This window comes from Gymnodinialimonas sp., assembly GCF_059726805.1.
The window spans coordinates 1,948,574-1,965,238 of record NZ_AP041059.1; the positions used below are offsets into that span (position 1 = coordinate 1,948,574).

At 65.1% G+C, this 16,665-nt stretch carries 18 protein-coding genes; all 18 read left to right on the forward strand.

Annotated features, from left to right (window positions below):
* Position 1 precedes the first annotated feature (1 nt).
* The 18 genes from AC6I9R_RS09615 (at position 2) to ftsA (ending at position 16,650) form a co-directional block, all read left to right on the forward strand.
* The gene (locus AC6I9R_RS09615) at positions 2-1,477 is read left to right on the forward strand and encodes a UDP-N-acetylmuramoyl-L-alanyl-D-glutamate--2,6-diaminopimelate ligase (protein ID WP_461425351.1); all 1,476 of its coding nucleotides are present in this window, start codon (positions 2-4) and stop codon (positions 1,475-1,477) included.
* The gene (locus AC6I9R_RS09620; RefSeq protein WP_461425352.1) at positions 1,474-2,883 is read left to right on the forward strand and encodes a UDP-N-acetylmuramoyl-tripeptide--D-alanyl-D-alanine ligase; all 1,410 of its coding nucleotides are present in this window, start codon (positions 1,474-1,476) and stop codon (positions 2,881-2,883) included. Before AC6I9R_RS09615 ends, AC6I9R_RS09620 begins: the two co-directional genes overlap by 4 nt.
* Positions 2,884-2,895: 12 nt before the next feature.
* Positions 2,896-3,981, forward strand: a complete 1,086-nt coding sequence (gene mraY, locus AC6I9R_RS09625; protein WP_461425353.1) for a phospho-N-acetylmuramoyl-pentapeptide-transferase — start codon at positions 2,896-2,898, stop codon at positions 3,979-3,981.
* The gene (locus AC6I9R_RS09630; RefSeq protein ID WP_461425354.1) at positions 3,978-4,271 is read left to right on the forward strand and encodes a hypothetical protein; all 294 of its coding nucleotides are present in this window, start codon (positions 3,978-3,980) and stop codon (positions 4,269-4,271) included. The genes mraY and AC6I9R_RS09630 overlap by 4 nt, the downstream gene beginning before the upstream one ends.
* Positions 4,268-5,662 (forward strand): UDP-N-acetylmuramoyl-L-alanine--D-glutamate ligase, encoded by a 1,395-nt coding sequence (gene murD / locus AC6I9R_RS09635; protein WP_461425355.1) that lies wholly within the window; start codon positions 4,268-4,270, stop codon positions 5,660-5,662. Before AC6I9R_RS09630 ends, murD begins: the two co-directional genes overlap by 4 nt.
* A gap of 40 nt (positions 5,663-5,702) precedes the next feature.
* The gene (locus AC6I9R_RS09640) at positions 5,703-6,068 is read left to right on the forward strand and encodes a VOC family protein (protein WP_461425356.1); all 366 of its coding nucleotides are present in this window, start codon (positions 5,703-5,705) and stop codon (positions 6,066-6,068) included.
* Positions 6,069-6,235: 167 nt separating this feature from the next.
* Positions 6,236-7,021, forward strand: a complete 786-nt coding sequence (locus AC6I9R_RS09645) for a hypothetical protein (RefSeq protein WP_461425357.1) — start codon at positions 6,236-6,238, stop codon at positions 7,019-7,021.
* A gap of 154 nt (positions 7,022-7,175) precedes the next feature.
* Positions 7,176-7,658: a hypothetical protein gene (locus tag AC6I9R_RS09650; RefSeq protein WP_461425358.1), complete on the forward strand. Its 483-nt coding sequence runs from the start codon at positions 7,176-7,178 to the stop codon at positions 7,656-7,658.
* 154 nt (positions 7,659-7,812) lie between these two features.
* The gene (gene ftsW / locus AC6I9R_RS09655; protein WP_461425359.1) at positions 7,813-8,979 is read left to right on the forward strand and encodes a putative lipid II flippase FtsW; all 1,167 of its coding nucleotides are present in this window, start codon (positions 7,813-7,815) and stop codon (positions 8,977-8,979) included.
* Between the two features lie 4 nt (positions 8,980-8,983).
* A complete protein-coding gene (gene murG / locus AC6I9R_RS09660) occupies positions 8,984-10,084 on the forward strand; it encodes an undecaprenyldiphospho-muramoylpentapeptide beta-N-acetylglucosaminyltransferase (protein ID WP_461425360.1) in 1,101 nt (366 codons plus the stop codon).
* 3 nt (positions 10,085-10,087) lie between these two features.
* Complete coding sequence (murC, locus tag AC6I9R_RS09665) at positions 10,088-11,512, forward strand: UDP-N-acetylmuramate--L-alanine ligase (protein ID WP_461425361.1); 1,425 nt, start codon at positions 10,088-10,090, stop codon at positions 11,510-11,512.
* Positions 11,509-11,751, forward strand: coding sequence for a DUF2484 family protein (locus AC6I9R_RS09670; protein WP_461425362.1), 243 nt, complete (start codon positions 11,509-11,511; stop codon positions 11,749-11,751). Before murC ends, AC6I9R_RS09670 begins: the two co-directional genes overlap by 4 nt.
* On the forward strand, positions 11,751-12,017 hold the full coding sequence (locus AC6I9R_RS09675; protein ID WP_461425363.1) for a DUF2484 family protein: 267 nt from the start codon (positions 11,751-11,753) through the stop codon (positions 12,015-12,017). Before AC6I9R_RS09670 ends, AC6I9R_RS09675 begins: the two co-directional genes overlap by 1 nt.
* A complete protein-coding gene (locus AC6I9R_RS09680) occupies positions 12,014-12,298 on the forward strand; it encodes a hypothetical protein (RefSeq protein ID WP_461425364.1) in 285 nt (94 codons plus the stop codon). The genes AC6I9R_RS09675 and AC6I9R_RS09680 overlap by 4 nt, the downstream gene beginning before the upstream one ends.
* The gene (gene murB, locus AC6I9R_RS09685) at positions 12,295-13,224 is read left to right on the forward strand and encodes a UDP-N-acetylmuramate dehydrogenase (RefSeq protein ID WP_461425365.1); all 930 of its coding nucleotides are present in this window, start codon (positions 12,295-12,297) and stop codon (positions 13,222-13,224) included. The genes AC6I9R_RS09680 and murB overlap by 4 nt, the downstream gene beginning before the upstream one ends.
* Positions 13,225-13,415: 191 nt before the next feature.
* Positions 13,416-14,366 (forward strand): D-alanine--D-alanine ligase, encoded by a 951-nt coding sequence (locus AC6I9R_RS09690; protein WP_461425366.1) that lies wholly within the window; start codon positions 13,416-13,418, stop codon positions 14,364-14,366.
* A complete protein-coding gene (locus tag AC6I9R_RS09695) occupies positions 14,354-15,325 on the forward strand; it encodes a cell division protein FtsQ/DivIB (RefSeq protein ID WP_461425367.1) in 972 nt (323 codons plus the stop codon). Before AC6I9R_RS09690 ends, AC6I9R_RS09695 begins: the two co-directional genes overlap by 13 nt.
* Positions 15,322-16,650, forward strand: a complete 1,329-nt coding sequence (gene ftsA, locus AC6I9R_RS09700) for a cell division protein FtsA (protein WP_461425368.1) — start codon at positions 15,322-15,324, stop codon at positions 16,648-16,650. The genes AC6I9R_RS09695 and ftsA overlap by 4 nt, the downstream gene beginning before the upstream one ends.
* The last annotated feature ends 15 nt before the right edge of the window (positions 16,651-16,665 follow it).

Here is a 16,665-nt window from a genome sequence, read left to right on the forward strand (position 1 = left end):
GATGGCCGAGAGACGACTTTCCGATCTGGGGCTGACGCCGATGAGCGGCGGCGATGTGGTGGTATCAGGCCTCGCCTTAGACAGCCGCAAGGTGGAACGCGGCACGTTGTTCGCGGCCTTGCCCGGCACGCGGGTCCATGGGGGTGAGTTCATCCAATATGCGTTGCGGATGGGCGCCGGGGCGGTTTTGACGGACCGCAAAGGTGCTGAGATTGCGGCGGCGGAGCTGGCGGCCTCGGACGCTGCTCTGGTTGTTGTAGAAGATGCCGCCGATGCGCTGGCACATGCGGCGGCTCTGTTCTTCGGCAAGCAGCCCGAGACGATGGTGGCGGTGACAGGGACCAACGGCAAGACCTCGGTCGCCAGTTTCACGCGGCAGATCTGGGAAGCGCTAAACCTTAACGCCGTTAATATTGGCACCACGGGGGTGGAGGGCGCGTATGAGGCGCCGGGCATTCACACGACGCCTGAGCCTGTCACGCTGCACGGTGTTTTGGCGCAAATGGCCGAGGCGGGCGTCACCCACGCGGCGATGGAGGCCTCGTCCCACGGGTTGGACCAAAAGCGGATGGACGGCGTGCGCTTGGCGGCGGCGGCGTTTACCAATCTGACCCAGGATCACCTGGATTATCACGGCTCGATGGAGGCCTATTTCGAGGCCAAGTTGAGGCTCTTTACCGGGCTTATGCCCGAAGGCGGCGTGGCGGTGGTGAACCTGGACGACAGCTATGGGGTCCGCGTGGCCGAGGCCTGCGAAGAACGCGCGATCGAGGTGCTTGGCGTGGCGCAATATGCCGAGGCGGCGCTGAAAATCACCGGGCGTCGCATTGATGAAACGGGCCAGGATGTGTTGTTCCGCTGGCAAGGCGAGGGGCGTCAGGTGCGCCTTGATCTGATCGGCGGATTTCAGGCGATGAACGTGCTGACTGCTGCGGGTTTGGTCATCGCGGGCGGGGAGGATCCGGACGACGTCTTTGGTGTGCTGCCGAAAATGACCGGCGTGCGGGGACGGATGGAACTGGCCGCGCGGCGCAGCCACGGCGCGCCGATATATGTTGATTATTCGCATACGCCCGACAGCCTTGAAGTGGCGCTAAAAGCGCTCCGCCCCCATGTCCTGGGCCGCTTGGTCGTTGTTTTTGGGGCTGGAGGCGACCGTGACACGGGGAAGCGACCGTTGATGGGGGCTGCTGCCGCCAATTACGCCGATGTTGCGTTTGTGACAGACGATAACCCGCGCACCGAAGACCCGGCAGTGATCCGCAAAGCTGTTCTGGCGGGGTGCCCGGAGGCCACAGAGGTCGCGGACCGGGCCGAGGCGATCCTGCGCGGTGTGGACATGCTGGAGCCCGGCGATGCGCTTCTGATCGCCGGAAAAGGGCACGAGACGGGGCAGCAGGTGGGCGATGTCCTCTACCCGTTTGACGATGTCGAACAGGCCTCCGTCGCGGTGGCGGCTTTGGAGGGGACGATATGAGTTTGTGGACCGCGCAAAGCGCGGCGGCGGCAACGGGCGGGACGGTCAAAGGCGACTGGACCGCGACGGGCGTTTCCATCGATACGCGCACGCTGGACCCCGGTGATCTGTTCGTGGCCTTGGCCGCCGCGCGCGACGGCCATGAGTTCGTCGCGCAGGCGCTGGCGGCGGGTGCCGTTGCCGCGATGGTTAACCATGTTCCCGACGGCGTGGACCCCGACAAATGCCTTGTCGTGGAGGCAGTTTTGCCCGCGCTGGAGCGTCTGGGCGAGGCCGCGCGCGCCCGCACGCAGGCCAAGGTAATCGCGATCACCGGATCGGTGGGCAAGACCACGGCGAAGGAAATGATGAAGCAGGCGTTGAGCGGGCAGGGGAAGATCCATGCCGCCGTCGCTTCTTACAACAACCATTGGGGCGTGCCCCTGACGCTGGCCCGGATGCCTGCCGACACCGACTATGCGGTGATCGAGATCGGCATGAGCAACCCCGGAGAGATTGCGCCGCTGACCCGGATGGCGCGGCCCCATGTGGCGATGATCACCACCATCGCGCCCGCCCATCTGGAGGCCTTCGGGCGCATCGAGGGCATCGCCGAAGAGAAGGCCAGCATTTTTGAGGGGTTGGAGCCGGGCGGCGTGGCGATTGTGCCGCTGGACGTCGAAACGGCCGCGATCCTGATCGACAAGGCCAAGGCCCACGCCGCCGAAGTCGTCCGTTTTGGCGAGGCCGAGGGCGCAGATCTGCGCTTGACGGACGTTATCCTGGCCGAAGAGAGCACCGTGATGCGGATCGCGACCGATGAGGGCGGACGCCTGGCGAAGCTGTCCGTCTCGGGCCGCCACTATGCGATGAACGCGGTCGGCGTGCTCTGCGCCGTCGCGGCCTCGGGCGCGGACACGACGCAGGCGGCCATGGCCCTGTCGCACTGGCAACCGGTTGAGGGGCGCGGCCAGCGCGAGCGTATCCAGCTGAGCCGCACCGACGACATCGCCATCGAGTTGATTGACGACGCCTTCAACGCCAATCCGGCGTCCCTGGCTGCGGGCCTGGACGTCTTGGCCGCCATCACGCCGGAACGGGGCGGGCGGCGGATCGCGGTTCTGGGCGATATGTTGGAGTTGGGCGAGGATGCCGAACAAATGCACGCGGATGTGGCTGACCTGGCGTCCATGCAGGCGGTCGACGTTGTCCATACCTGCGGGCCGCTCATGTCGCATTTGCACGCGGCGTTGCCGGGGGCCAAACAGGGCGCCCATGAGGAAACGGCCCAGGATCTGTGCCGGGCCGTCCCGCGCAGGTTGAGGCCCGGCGATGTTGTGCTTGTTAAGGGTTCCAAAGGCTCTCGCGTGTCCCTAGTGGTTGACGCCCTGCGGAAACTGGGGCAATCGCTTGAGGGTGAAGGGTGAGGTGACCGCTACATGTTGTTTTGGCTGAGTGAACTGTCCGACGGTGGCGATGTCTTTAACCTGTTCAGATATATTACGTTTCGCGCCGGCGGGGCCTTCTTCACGGCGCTGATTTTCGGCTTCATTTTCGGGCGCCCGCTGATCAACGCCCTGCGGCGCAAGTACAAAGACGGCCAGCCGATCCGAGAGGACGGCCCCGCGAGCCATCTGGAAACCAAGGCGGGCACGCCGACGATGGGGGGCTTGCTGATCCTTGCCGCGCTGACCCTGTCGACGGTGATGTGGGCGCGGCTGGATAACCCTTACGTCTGGCTGGTTCTGGGCGTGACCGTCTGCTTCGGGTTGATCGGGTTTGCGGATGATTGGGCCAAGGTCAGCCGCAACACAACGGCAGGTGTCTCGGGCAAAGTGCGGCTGGCGGCAGGCTTTGCGATTGCCCTGGGGGCGGCGCTGATTGCCGCGCAGTTGCACCCCGAAGAGCTGTCAAACCAGCTTGCGATGCCCGTTTTCAAGGACGTTCTATTGAACATGGGCTGGCTCTACATCCCCTTCGTGATGATCGTGATCGTCGGCTCGGCCAATGCGGTGAACCTGACGGACGGCCTGGATGGCCTCGCGATCATGCCGGTGATGATCGCGGCGGGCACCCTGGGTGTGATCGCCTATGCGGTGGGGCGCGTAGATTTCACTGAGTATCTGGACGTCCACTACGTGCCCGGCACGGGGGAGTTGTTGATTTTCACGGCAGGCCTGATCGGCGGCGGCCTTGGGTTCCTGTGGTACAACGCGCCCCCGGCCGCCGTGTTCATGGGCGACACCGGGTCGTTGGCCCTGGGCGGCGCGCTTGGGGCCATTGCCGTGGCCACCAAGCACGAGATCGTGCTGGCCATTGTCGGCGGCTTGTTCGTGGCCGAGGCGGTCAGCGTCATCGTGCAGGTTCTTTACTTCAAGGCGACGGGCAAGCGCGTGTTCCTGATGGCGCCCATTCACCACCATTTTGAGAAGCAGGGATGGGCCGAGCCGCAGATCGTGATCCGCTTCTGGATCATCTCGCTGATCCTGGCGTTGATCGGACTGGCGACGCTGAAACTGCGATGAGCCTGCTGGAGCGGCGCGTCACGGGTGAGGTCGATGGTCTGTCCGTGGAAGTGGTGAACCATTGGTTCAAGGGCTGCGGGATCTGGGTTGATGGGAGGCAGGTGGCGCATCGCGGCGACATGATCGCCATCGATGAAAACACGCCCTTCGTGGAGGCCGAAGTCGCGGGGCACTCTGGCCCGGTTCATCTGGACGTGCGGATCGTGGCGGTGTTGTTTGTTCAGATCGAACTGCGCGCCAATGGGCGGTATCTGGCGGGCAGCCGGTTGGTCAAGGAGCAAGACGGATGATCCCAGTGGTGGGCTTTGAAGGCCGCAAGGTCGTGGTGCTGGGGCTGGGACGCTCGGGCCTGGCGGCAGCGCGCGCCTTGCGAGAGGGCGGCGCCGAGGCGCTCTGTTGGGACGATGGAGAGGCCGGGCGCGCGCGCGCTTCGGACAAAGGCTTCTTGGTCCACGATCCGATCCGCGACGGCTTGGACGGCGTGGCCTGTCTGGTCACCTCGCCCGGCATCCCGCACCTCTATCCCGCGCCGCACCGCGCCATTGCGGCGGCTTACGCGGCGGGCGTGCCAGTGGACAATGACGTGGGGCTGTTCTTCCGCTCGCTCGGGCAGGGGGATTGGGCGTTTCACGACACCCCGCCCCGGGTTGTTGCCGTCACGGGTTCGAACGGGAAGTCCACCACCTCGGCGCTGATTGCGCACATCTTGGAGGAGGCGGGTACGCCGGTTCAGCTTGCGGGCAACATCGGGCGCGGGGTGCTGGATATCGAGCCGCCGATTGATGGGGAGGTCGTGGTGCTGGAGCTGTCGTCCTACCAGACGGAACTCGCCCGCGCTTTGACGCCTGACATCGCGGTGTTCACCAACCTCTCCCCCGATCATCTGGATCGCCACGGCGGCATGGGCGGGTATTTTGCGGCCAAGCGCAGGCTTTTTTCCGAGGGCGGGCCGGAGCGTGCGGTGATTGGCGTCGATGAGGTGGAGGGGCAGTATCTGGCGGGCCAGATGGTCGAAGGCCCCGAGGATGGCCGCTTGATCCGCATCTCCAGCGGCAAGTTGAACGGGCCGGGGTGGGACATCAGCACCCGCAAGGGCTGGCTGAGCGAGTTCCGCAAGGGCCGTCAGGCGGCCTCCATCGACCTGCGCGGGGTGCCTGGGTTGCCGGGGGCGCACAACCACCAGAACGCGGCCTGCGCCTATGGCGTGTGCCGGGCCTTGGGCCTGGCGCCGCGCGTGGTTGAGGCGGCGTTCGGCTCGTTTGAGGGCCTGCCGCACCGGTCGCAACGGGTTGCCGAGGTGGGCGGCGTTTTCTACGTCAACGACAGCAAGGCCACCAATGTGGACGCGGCGGTGAAGGCGCTGGGCGCGTTCAAACACATCCGCTGGATCTGCGGCGGGCTGGAGAAGGACGGCGGGTTGGAGGCGTTGTGGGAAGCGGCGGGCAACGTGGCGAAAGCCTATGTGATTGGCCGCGAGGCGGAGGCCTTCGCGCTGCATCTGGGCGATATCCCGGTGGAGGTTTGTGGCGACATGGCCACGGCGGTGGCCCGCGCGGCGGCGGATGCACAGCCCGGCGACACGGTGCTGCTGGCCCCGGCAGCCGCCAGCTTTGACCAATACGACAGCTTCGAGATGCGCGGCGCCGACTTCATTGCGCAGGTCGAAGCGCTGCAGAAATAGGTTAATAGTGTTAACCTGCCCTCACATATCGGAGGGCACCATGGGAAAAGTCATCGGCGTGGGCGGGGTCTTCATGGCCTGCGCCGAACCAGAGGCCACCAAGCGCTGGTATGCCCGCGTGCTGGGCCTAGAGGTGGACCCGGACGGCGGCTTCAGCTTCAGTTTCCCGCACCAAGAGACGGCGAAAGCCTTCCCGCAGGGCGCGCGCACGGTCTTTACGCCCTTCGCGGCGGGCAGTGATTACTTCAAGCCCTCTACGCAGCTTTTCATGGTGAACCTGATCGTCGATGATCTTGACGCCGTGCTGGCACGATGCGCGGTGGAGGGCGTGGCGCAGGTGCAGCCGATGGAAACCTATGACTACGGGCGCTTTGCGTGGATCATGGACCCCGACGGGCGCAAGTGAGAGCTGTGGCAGCCCGAGTCGTAGCAGGCCAGCCGCGCTTTTGCCGATATGGGGGATCGCCCCCATAGGACTGCGCGGCCTTTGATGGTGTCTTGGGGCCAATCCGGGCGCTTTCCCTTAAACCCCTTTTCGGCCCGGTCCTTTTTTCCCTCTGATTGGACGCTTTGATGACCAAGACATTTTCCATTCTCACGCTCGCCCTCGCCCTGCCGCTTCTTGCCCCGACCGCCGCGCAGGCCTGTTGGAGCGCCGATTGTCCGACGCACGAAGAGATGGCGGCAATGGTGGCCCCGCAGTCCAACCGGGTTATTGACATTGCAGCGGCCCCCCCGGTGATCGCGCGCGTGCCGATGATCCTGGCCGTGCTGCCGGAAACGGGGTCGTGTTTTGTCGAGCCCCTTGCCCCGCCAGCGCCGTGCCCCCGAGTGCAGCTGCCTGACGGGTCGATGCAGGACGCACTTATCTTCGGCTTCCATCGTGCGGGTCCGTTGAGCATCGAGGTCGATCAGCTGACCTTTGATTGGTCACGAGGCAACCTGTTGCGCCCTTTCACGCCGACCTTCGAGTACACCGGAGAGGCCGAACACGAGGTCTGGAGCCGGGAAGAATGGGGTCCTTGCGATATGGATGCCTGCACGCCGCGTCGGTCTTCGCCCACGCATCCAGCGTTTGCGATCCCCCGGCCTGAAGAGATCGCGCGTGATTTCATCGTGGTGGAGGTGGTCAGCGACGAAGGCCTTTGTGCCTCTTTCGCGATGCCGGAAGGCCAGGTCTACCCTTGCCACGAGGTGCGCTTGCCGGATGGTGAGGTCATTCCGCTCGACCTTGGGGCTCACGCGCGGTTCCCGGTGGCGCCGGTCCTCTATTTCCAGCGCATCATCCATGCCGCCGCGCATCCGTTGTTCGACTACGACCGCTACACCTTCATCGCTTATGAATGGCCAGAGGAGTAGGCCGTCGCGTTTCGGACTAAGCACCTTTATGGGGATTTGCCCCCATGGGACGGGGCCTTGGTTCATGGTTTTCTCCTGCTACGCCGGGCGCATCCCTTCGCCTTTTTTCCGCGCTCCGGATCCCATTTTCATCCTCCCTGAAAGGAGGCCCCTTATGACTAGATTGATTTCAGCCCTCACCTTGTCGCTCGCCCTGGCGACGCAGGCCCATGCGTTCGGTCCCATAAACTCTGGTCCGGTGAGCGCCGATAGCATCCCGGCGCTCCACACCCTGGCCGAGGCGCAGCCCGCCCAAGACCCCGGGCAGCCGCAGTTTACCGACGTGCCAAGCTACGAGACGGTCGTTTCAGTCACGCAGATCGATCTGTTGATCACCACCGCGCCGGAACCCTGCAACCCCGGCGCCACCGGGTTCGCGAATACCGGAGATTGCTTTGACGCCGTCCTGCCGGGCGGAGAGGTGCGTCGCTTCCACGTGCGGGGCGGGTTCGGCAGCCGGCACGTGATCCAGGGCTACACCTACGAAGGCCGCGGCGTGATCACCGTGGAACATGTGGAGAGCGTGAACAACGTGACCTGCATGCCAAGCGGGCCGGGGGGATGCCGCTTCGACCGCTACGCGCTGATTGAGGACTAGGCCCATGCCCTGTCGAACGGGGCACGGCTCTTTGGTCCTGTTTTCCCTAGCCCTGACGCCAATTTCGCGTTACGCTTGCCAGATAGACCCGGGAAAACCCGGGCAGAGCAGTATCGCAGCGCATAAGCGCTGCACGAGGCAAGGCAGGCATTCCATGACGGAAATGGCGCATGGCACCGTAGTGGTGCACACGGGCGACGCGGTTATTCCGCGATGGTGGAGCACGATTGATCGTGTGACCTTGGGCTGCGTTTTCGCGCTCTTTGCCATCGGCATCCTTCTGGGCTTCGCCGCCTCACCGCCCCTGGCCGAGCGCAATGATCATGAGCCGTTTTACTACGTCATCCGGCAGGCCTTCTTCGGCGGGCTAGCGCTGAGCGTCATGGTGCTGGTGTCGATGATGTCGCCCATTGCCGTGCGCCGCTGGGGCGTGATCGGCTTTTTCGCCGCCGTGGCCGCCGTGGCGCTGCTGCCGGTCTTTGGCACGGACTACGGCATGGGGGCGACGCGCTGGTACTCGCTGGGGTTTGCGTCCTTGCAGCCCTCCGAGTTCCTGAAGCCCGTGTTCGTCGTCTTCACCGCCTGGATGATGGCCGCCAGCCAAGAGGTCGCGGGCCCGCCAGGCAAGACCGTGTCGCTGTTTGTGACGGTGATGATCGTGGGCTTTCTGGCGCTGCAGCCGGACTTCGGCCAAGCGGCCCTGGTGATTTTCGCCTGGTCGGTGATCTACTTCGTGGCGGGCGCGCCGATGCTGATCCTGGCGATGGTCATCGCGGCGGTGGGTCTTGTGGGTGTCTTCGCCTATTCCGCGTCCGAGCACTTTCGCCGTCGCATCGATGGCTTCCTGAGCGACGACGTGGGGGAGAATACGCAGCTGGGCTTTGCCACAGACGCGATCCGGGAGGGCGGGCTTTTTGGCACCGGCCTTGGCGAGGGGTCCGTGAAATGGACGCTGCCTGACGCGCACACTGATTTCATCATCGCCGTCGCGGCAGAGGAATACGGGCTTGTCCTGGTGTTCGTGATCATCGCGCTTTACCTGACCATCGCGCTGCGCAGCTTCTCGCGGCTGATGAAGGAACGTGACCCCTTTGCGCGGCTGGCGGGCACCGGCCTTGTGTCGCTTCTGGCGCTGCAGGCGTTCATCAATATGGGCGTGGCCGTGCGGCTGCTGCCCGCCAAGGGCATGACCTTGCCTTTCGTCAGCTACGGCGGGTCGAGCCTGATTGCGACGGGGATTGCAGTCGGCATGCTTCTGGTGTTCACCCGCACCCGTCCACAAGGCGATATCGCCGATCACCTCTTGTCCCGCCAACGGTAGACCCATGTCGAAACACATCATCATCGCAGCAGGCGGCACGGGCGGGCATATGTTCCCGGCCCAGGCCCTGTCCGAGGCGATGTTGCGCCGGGGCTGGCGGGTGACCCTGTCCACCGACGCGCGGGGCGCGCGCTATGTCGGGGGCTTCTCCCATGCGGTCGAGATCCGGCAGGTGTCTTCGGCCACCTTCACGCGCGGGGGGGTTTTGGCCAAACTCGCGGTGCCGTTCCGGATTCTGGGCGGTGTGTTCAAAGCCACCACCCGGATGATGCGCGAAAAGCCCGACGTGGTCGTGGGCTTCGGCGGCTACCCGACGATTCCCGCCATGGCCGCCGCTTGGGCCACACGTCGTCCCCGAATGCTCCATGAACAAAACGGCGTTCTGGGCCGGGTGAACCGGATTTTTGCCAAACACGTCGCCCATGTGGCCTGCGGCACCTGGCCCACGGATGTGCCCTTGGGCGCGGATGCCGTTCATACCGGCAATCCGGTCCGCGCCGGTATCGTCGACCGGGCAGGGGCCCCCTACACGCCGCCCGGCGATTGGCCGATGAGCCTTTTGGTCTTCGGCGGATCCCAGGGCGCGCGGATCCTGTCCGATGTGGTCCCCGCCGCCGTTGCGCTGTTGCCAGAAGACCTGCGGGCGCGTTTGCGCATCGCGCAACAGGCCCGCGAAGAAGATGTCGCGCGGGTAAGCGAGGCCTATGACACCCTCGACATGCGGGTGGAGGTGGAGACGTTCCTGAACGATATGCCCCGCCGTCTGTCCGAGGCGCAGCTGGTCATCTGCCGCTCGGGCGCGTCGTCCGTGGCTGATATCAACGTCGTGGGCCGCCCCGCGATTTACGTGCCGCTGGCCATCGCCGTGCGTGATGAGCAGACGGCCAACGCGCGCGGGCCCGTGGATGCGGGCGCGGCCGTGCTGATGCCGGAAAGCCAGTTGACGCCCGAGGCTTTGGCCCAGACCATGACCCAGATCCTGACTCAACCCGAGGCTGCCACCGCCATGTCCGTTGCCGCCCTGTCCGTTGCCGTGCCCGATGCGACCGAGCGCCTTGTGGCGCTTGTCGAAGGCCTCGCCCCCCATTCTGCGCCGAAAGGTTAAGCCATGAACGCCGCCGTCACCAAATTGCCGACCCAATTGGGCTCCATCCATTTTGTGGGCATTGGCGGCATTGGCATGTCCGGCATCGCCGAGGTGCTTTTGAACCACGGCTACGATGTGCAGGGCAGTGACTTGAAGGCCTCGCCGATCACCGAGCGGTTGTCGGCGTTGGGCGCGCGGGTGTTCATTGGCCAGGTGGCCGAGAACCTGGCGGGGGCGGAGGTTGTTGTGATCTCCTCCGCGATCAAGCCGGGCAACCCGGAGCTGGACGAGGCCCGCGCGCGGGGCCTGCCCGTGGTGCGCCGGGCCGAGATGCTGGCGGAACTGATGCGCTTGCGGTCCAACATTGCCGTGGGCGGCACCCACGGCAAGACGACGACCACCACCATGGTCGCCACGCTGCTGGACCATGGTGGCGTCGACCCCACGGTTATCAACGGCGGCATTATCCACGCCTACGGCTCCAACGCGCGGGTCGGGCAGGGCGATTGGATGGTGGTGGAGGCCGATGAGAGCGACGGCACCTTCAATCGTCTGCCCGCCACGATTGCCATCGTCACCAACATCGACCCGGAACACATGGAGCATTGGGGCAGCATCGAGAACCTGCGCCAGGGCTTCCTCGATTTCGTGTCCAACATCCCGTTCTATGGCCTTGCCGTGTGCTGCACCGACCACCCGGAGGTCCAGAACCTTGTGGGCAAGATCACCGACCGCCGCGTGGTGACGTTCGGGTTCAACGCCCAGGCCGATGTGCGCGCGATCAACCTGCACTACAAGGCGGGCGTGGCCTGTTTTGATATCGCGCTGCAGGCCGAGGATATGGTGATCGAGGGCTGCACCCTGCCGATGCCCGGCGATCACAACGTCTCCAACGCCTTGGCCGCCGTGGCCGTGGCGCGGCACTTGGGCATGAAAGCCAGCGAAATCCGCGAAGCGCTCGATGGGTTCAAGGGCGTTAACCGTCGGTTTACCAAAGTGGGCGAAGTTGGGGGCATCACGGTGATCGATGATTACGGTCACCACCCGGTGGAGATTGCTGCCGTGCTGAAAGCCGCGCGCCAAGCCAGCGAAGGGCGGGTCATCGCCGTCCACCAGCCGCACCGCTATTCGCGGCTGCATTCCTTGTTCGAGGATTTTTGCGCCTGTTTCCATGAGGCCGACGTTGTCGCCATCGCCGAGGTCTACGCCGCAGGCGAAGACCCGATCGAGGGTGCGTCGCGCGATGATCTGGTCGCGGGCATGATCCGCCATGGCCATCGCCACGCCCGCGCGATCCTGAATGAGGATGATCTGGAACGTCTGGTGCGCGAACAGGCGCGTCCGGGCGATATGGTCGTCTGCCTTGGCGCCGGTACGATCAGCGCCTGGGCCAATGGCCTGCCCGCTCGCTTGGCCGATCTCGACAAAAAGGTCGTGGGCGCATGAGCCTCGCCCTCACCCTCGCGTGTATTTGGGCCGTGCTTTCGGCCTTTGTGGCGATGATGCCGATGCGTTTTCAATGGCCGCTGGGGTTTCCGCTGCTGGTCCTGTCGATCCCGATGGTGGGCTACGTCGGCTATAGCCACGGCTGGATCTGGAGCGCGGTGATCGTGGCGGGCGTGATCTCCATGTACCGCAATCCGTTGCGCTACTTCCTCAACCGCGCCCGCGGGAAAGTGTCCTGATGCCGGTGTCCCTGATCCTTGCATGCCTTTGGGCGCTGACCGCCTGCCTTGTCGGCATGGGACCGCGCCGGTTTCACATTCCCGCAGCCTGGGTTCTGATCCTCACCGGGATCCCGCTTCTGGGGTTCGTGACCTATCAGACCGGGCCGTTCTGGGGCGTTCTGCTTCTGCTCGGCGGCATGTCGGTGCTGCGCTGGCCGTTGATCCGAGCCGGCCAGCGGATGCGCCGCGCCATGGGCGGGAAAGCCGAGGAAAAGACCCCATGAGCGCGACCTTGTTGGCGGGTTTCGGGGCGATTGCCGGGGTTCTGGCGGGCTTCCTGACGGCGCGTCTGGCGCCCCTGCGCATCTTCGTGCTGCTCCTGATTGTCAGCCTTCTGGCGGGCGGATTGGCGACACTTGCGTTGCGCGTTCCGCTGATCGAAACGGACCCCTGGACCCTCATCGCCGTTTTCGTTGCCGTCGCGCCCTTTGCGATCTGCGTGGTTTTTGCCGGCGGCATCGGCCTTCTGGCGCGCCGCATCGCCACCCGGCGCGACGCGTCATGAGCCACACCATGCCCACCCCGCGCGGTCGCCTGACCGCGAACCGAGACCTCTCGGGCCTCACCTGGTTGCGCGTCGGCGGCCCCGCGGAATGGCTGTTTCAGCCCGCGGACACAGAAGATCTGTGCGCCTTCCTCAAGGCGCTGGACCCCGCCGTCCCAGTGTTTCCCATGGGCGTCGGCTCGAACCTGATCGTGCGCGATGGCGGTATCGACGGCGTGGTGATCAAACTGGGCCGCCCGTTCATGGATATCGTGGTGGACGGCAATGAAGTCACCGCTGGCGCCGCCGCTTTGGACGCCCGCGTGGCCCGCGCGTCGGCGGATGCGGGCCTTGATCTGACGTTTCTGCGCACGATCCCCGGCTCGCTCGGCGGCGCGCTGAAGATGAACGCCGGGTGCTATGGGTCATATCTCGCCGATCATTTTGTCTCGGCCCAGGCGGTGCTGCGCGATGGCACACCTGTGACGCTGACACCGGACGACATCACTTTCGCTTACCGCCAGACCGACATCCCCGACGGCGCCACGGTGATTTCCGTCACGCTTCGGGGCAGCTGCGAGGACAGCCGAGCGTTACACGCGAGGATGGAGGAGCAGTTGGCAAAACGCGACGCCACCCAACCCACAAAGGACCTGACCGCCGGATCGACGTTCCGCAACCCGGCAGGCTTCAGTTCCACCGGCCGCGCCGATGACACCCATGACCTCAAGGCCTGGAAGGTGATCGACGACGCAGGCATGCGTGGCGCCACGCGCGGCGGGGCCGAGATGTCGACGATGCACTCCAACTTCCTGGTCAACAAAGGTGGCGCAACTGCCGCAGATTTGGAGGGATTGGGAGAGGAAGTGAGAAAAAGGGTTTTCCAAACCCAAGGCATAGATTTAATGTGGGAAATCATGCGGGTCGGCAGGCCTGCGGGTCACTAAGCACAGCCTGAGAAGTGGAAACCGGTTTTCGGATCAAGCTGTGCGAAAGAGAAGACAGCACCGCCTGAGAACTGGGATCCAATTCCAAGATCACGCGGTGTGACATAAAAAGAATGCAAGGCCCTGCGCACAAGCGGGGACAATCGATCCGGCAGGCAACGTACCGGCTGGACAAAACAAGGACGTAAGCGGTGGCAGGGTTGAGCAGCCTTCCATCCCGTGTCGTCGTCTTGATGGGTGGCCCCTCTGCGGAACGCGAGGTGTCGCTCAGCACCGGGCAAGGGTGCGCAGAGGCGTTACGCGGTGAGGGATTTGACGTAATTGAACTGGACCCGGGCGTGACCCACGCCGGGGCGGAGCTGTGCGCGCGCCTCGCTGAAATCGCCCCCGATATCGTGTTCAACGCGCTCCATGGCCGCTGGGGGGAAGATGGTTGCGTGCAGGGCCTTCTGGAGTGGTTGCGCCTTCCCTACACCCATTCTGGCGTGCTGGCCTCGGCCCTCGCCATGGACAAGACCCGCGCGAAGGTCGCGCTGAAAGCGCACGGTCTGCCCGTGGTCGACAGCATGATCGCCCGCAAGGAAGACGTCTGCGCCGCCCATGTCATGCCCACGCCCTATGTGGTCAAGCCCAACAACGAAGGCTCTTCCGTCGGGGTCTATCTGGTGGAGGACGGCGCGAACCGCCCGCCGCAACTCAGCTCTGACATGCCCGATGAAGTGATGGTCGAGACCTTCGCCCCGGGGCGCGAGTTGACGACCAGCGTGCTTGGCGACAAGCCCGGCGATCCCGGTGCGTTGACGGTGACGGATATCGTCACCGACGGCTGGTATGATTACGACGCCAAGTACAAGCCCGGCGGCTCTCGCCACGTGGTGCCCGCCGATATCCCGCAAGAGATCTGGGACGCCTGCATGGATATGGCCACCCGCGCCCACACGGCGCTGGGGTGCCGGGGTGTCAGCCGGACGGACTTCCGCTGGGATGAGGCCCGAGGTCTTGAGGGATTGATTATTCTGGAAACGAACACCCAGCCCGGCATGACGCCGACCTCCCTGACGCCTGAACAGGCGCAGGCGGCGGGTCTGTCGTTCGGGCAATTGTGCCGCTGGTTGGTGGAGGATGCGTCATGCGACAGATAGAGGCCGGAGCCCCCGCGCAGCCGTCCATTGTCCGAACCTCGGTGCGGTCGATCATCCCGCGCCGCGCCGCACCCGCGCCCGGGTCTGCGCCCCATGATCCGGCGCCTTCCAAGCTGAGCTACCGGGTCACGCGGCTGTGGCTGACCCCGATCTTTCGCAAGGCCTTGCGCATTGGCATCCCGCTTTTCGCGCTATTTGCCGCCGTCGCCTGGTACCTCTCGGACGAGACCCGCATTGCCGGGCTTTTCGATGCCGCCTACGAGATCCGCCGTGAGGTTGAGAACCGGCCCGAGTTCCGGGTCAACGTCCTGGGCATCGATGGCGCGTCAGACGAGGTGACAGAGGTCGTCCGCGCCGCCCTGGCGCTGGACCTGCCGATTTCCTCCTTCGATCTCGACCTGGATGAATTGCGCGGACGCCTGGAGGCGCTGCCGCCGGTGCGCACCGCCGATCTGCGCATTCAGTCCGGCGGCTACCTGGCCGTGCGCATCGACGAGCGGTTGCCGGCAGCCCTGTGGCTGACCCATGAGGGGTTGAGCATCGTCGACGACGAGGGACATTTCGTGGCCGGTTTCGGCACGAGAGAGCTGGACGCGCCGCTGCCGCTGATCGGCGGGCAGGGGGCCAATCTGGTTGTCCCCGAGGCGCTGGCGCTGATGGAGGCCAGTGACATTCTGGGCGACCGGGTCCACGGCCTTGTGCGCATGGGCGAGCGGCGCTGGGACGTGGTGCTGACCAACGGCAGCCGCATCCTGTTGCCCGAAATGGGCGCCAGCGCTGCGTTGGACCGGGTGCTGGCCCTCGACGAAGTGGGCGAGATCCTGTCGCGCGACGTGACAGCAGTAGATTTACGCAACCCCGGTCGGCTGACCGTGCGGTTGACGGATGCGGCAATGGACGAGCTGCAGCGCATGCGCGCGCTGGCGGCCGAGCGAGCTGACGGAGATTCGGCGGGATGACTCTGCTCTATCAAACCCAACGGGCGATGCGGGCCAAGCGTACGGAAGCCATGCGGCGTGGCGTGATTGCTGTGCTGGACATCGGCACCTTCAAGGTCGCCTGCCTGGTGCTGAAATTCGACGGCACGGAGCCCGAGGATGACGGCATCGGCGCCATGGCGGGCCAGTCGTCCTTCCGCGTGATCGGGGCGGCCACGACACGCTCGCGCGGGGTGAAATTCGGTGAGATCGACGCGGTGCAAGAGACCGAGCGCGCGATCAGAACGGCGGTCCAGACGGCCCAGAAGATGGCTAACGCCCGCGTGGATCACGTGATCGTCTCTCTCTCCGGCGCGCGGCCCCGCAGCTACGGCCTGACCGGCGAGGTCGATCTGCAAACCGGCGCGGTGGAAGACCCCGATATTGGCCGCGTTCTGGCGATGTGCGACATGCCCGACATTGGCGGCAACCGCGAGGTGCTGCACGCGCAGCCGGTGAACTTCTCGCTCGACAACCGCTCGGGCCTGTCGGATCCGCGCGGCCATGTGGGCAACCGTCTGACGTGCGACATGCATCTGCTGACCGTCGATGGCCACGCGATCGAGACGCTTCTGCATTGCGTGAAGCGGTGCGATCTGGAACTGGCCGGTGTGGCCAGCGCGCCTTACGTGGCTGCGATGTCGTCGCTGGTGGAGGACGAGCAGGAGCTTGGTGCCGCCTGCATCGATCTGGGGGCAGGGGCCACGAGCCTGTCGATCTTCATGAAAAAGCACATGATCTTTGCCGATACCGTGCGCATGGGCGGGGCCCATATCACCCGCGACATCAGCCAGGGTCTGCACATTCCGGTGGATAAGGCCGAGCGGATCAAGACCAAGTTCGGCGGCCTGATGGCCACGGGGCTCGATGATCGGGAGATCATCGAATTGGACGGCGATACCGGCGATTGGCACCATGATCGACGTACCGTGTCGCGCGCCGAGTTGATCGGTGTAATGCGTCCCCGTGTCGAAGAGATCCTGGAAGAAGTCCGCGCGCGTCTTGATGCGGCGGGGTTCGAGCATCTGCCATCCCAGCGTATCGTGCTGACGGGCGGCGGCTCTCAAATTCCGGGCCTCGACGGGCTGGCCTCGCGCATCCTCGGCAACCAGGTGCGCCTGGGTCGGCCCATGCGCGTCGCGGGTCTGCCGCAGTCGGCCTACGGCTCTGCGTTTTCGGCCTGCGTGGGCCTCGCGCTCTTTGCGGCAAGCCCCCAGGACGAGTGGTGGGACTTCGATTTGCCCGCCGACAGGCTGCCTGCGCGGTCGGTCCGACGGGCGGTAAAATGGTTCCGCGACAACTGGTAACCCCTTCATCTGGGG

Bases quoted from the DNA above. Each gene is read 5' to 3' on its own strand.
- murD (WP_461425355.1), top strand. From the start codon at position 4,268: ATGATCCCAGTGGTGGGCTTTGAAGGCCGCAAGGTCGTGGTGCTGGGG.
- AC6I9R_RS09650 (WP_461425358.1), top strand. From the start codon at position 7,176: ATGACTAGATTGATTTCAGCCCTCACCTTGTCGCTCGCCCTGGCGACG.
- AC6I9R_RS09680 (WP_461425364.1), top strand. From the start codon at position 12,014: ATGAGCGCGACCTTGTTGGCGGGTTTCGGGGCGATTGCCGGGGTTCTG.
- murG (WP_461425360.1), top strand. From the start codon at position 8,984: ATGTCGAAACACATCATCATCGCAGCAGGCGGCACGGGCGGGCATATG.
- AC6I9R_RS09675 (WP_461425363.1), top strand. From the start codon at position 11,751: ATGCCGGTGTCCCTGATCCTTGCATGCCTTTGGGCGCTGACCGCCTGC.
- murB (WP_461425365.1), top strand. From the start codon at position 12,295: ATGAGCCACACCATGCCCACCCCGCGCGGTCGCCTGACCGCGAACCGA.
- AC6I9R_RS09615 (WP_461425351.1), top strand. From the start codon at position 2: ATGGCCGAGAGACGACTTTCCGATCTGGGGCTGACGCCGATGAGCGGC.
- AC6I9R_RS09670 (WP_461425362.1), top strand. From the start codon at position 11,509: ATGAGCCTCGCCCTCACCCTCGCGTGTATTTGGGCCGTGCTTTCGGCC.
- AC6I9R_RS09645 (WP_461425357.1), top strand. From the start codon at position 6,236: ATGACCAAGACATTTTCCATTCTCACGCTCGCCCTCGCCCTGCCGCTT.
- AC6I9R_RS09620 (WP_461425352.1), top strand. From the start codon at position 1,474: ATGAGTTTGTGGACCGCGCAAAGCGCGGCGGCGGCAACGGGCGGGACG.
- ftsA (WP_461425368.1), top strand. From the start codon at position 15,322: ATGACTCTGCTCTATCAAACCCAACGGGCGATGCGGGCCAAGCGTACG.
- ftsW (WP_461425359.1), top strand. From the start codon at position 7,813: ATGACGGAAATGGCGCATGGCACCGTAGTGGTGCACACGGGCGACGCG.
- mraY (WP_461425353.1), top strand. From the start codon at position 2,896: ATGTTGTTTTGGCTGAGTGAACTGTCCGACGGTGGCGATGTCTTTAAC.
- murC (WP_461425361.1), top strand. From the start codon at position 10,088: ATGAACGCCGCCGTCACCAAATTGCCGACCCAATTGGGCTCCATCCAT.
- AC6I9R_RS09695 (WP_461425367.1), top strand. From the start codon at position 14,354: ATGCGACAGATAGAGGCCGGAGCCCCCGCGCAGCCGTCCATTGTCCGA.
- AC6I9R_RS09630 (WP_461425354.1), top strand. From the start codon at position 3,978: ATGAGCCTGCTGGAGCGGCGCGTCACGGGTGAGGTCGATGGTCTGTCC.
- AC6I9R_RS09640 (WP_461425356.1), top strand. From the start codon at position 5,703: ATGGGAAAAGTCATCGGCGTGGGCGGGGTCTTCATGGCCTGCGCCGAA.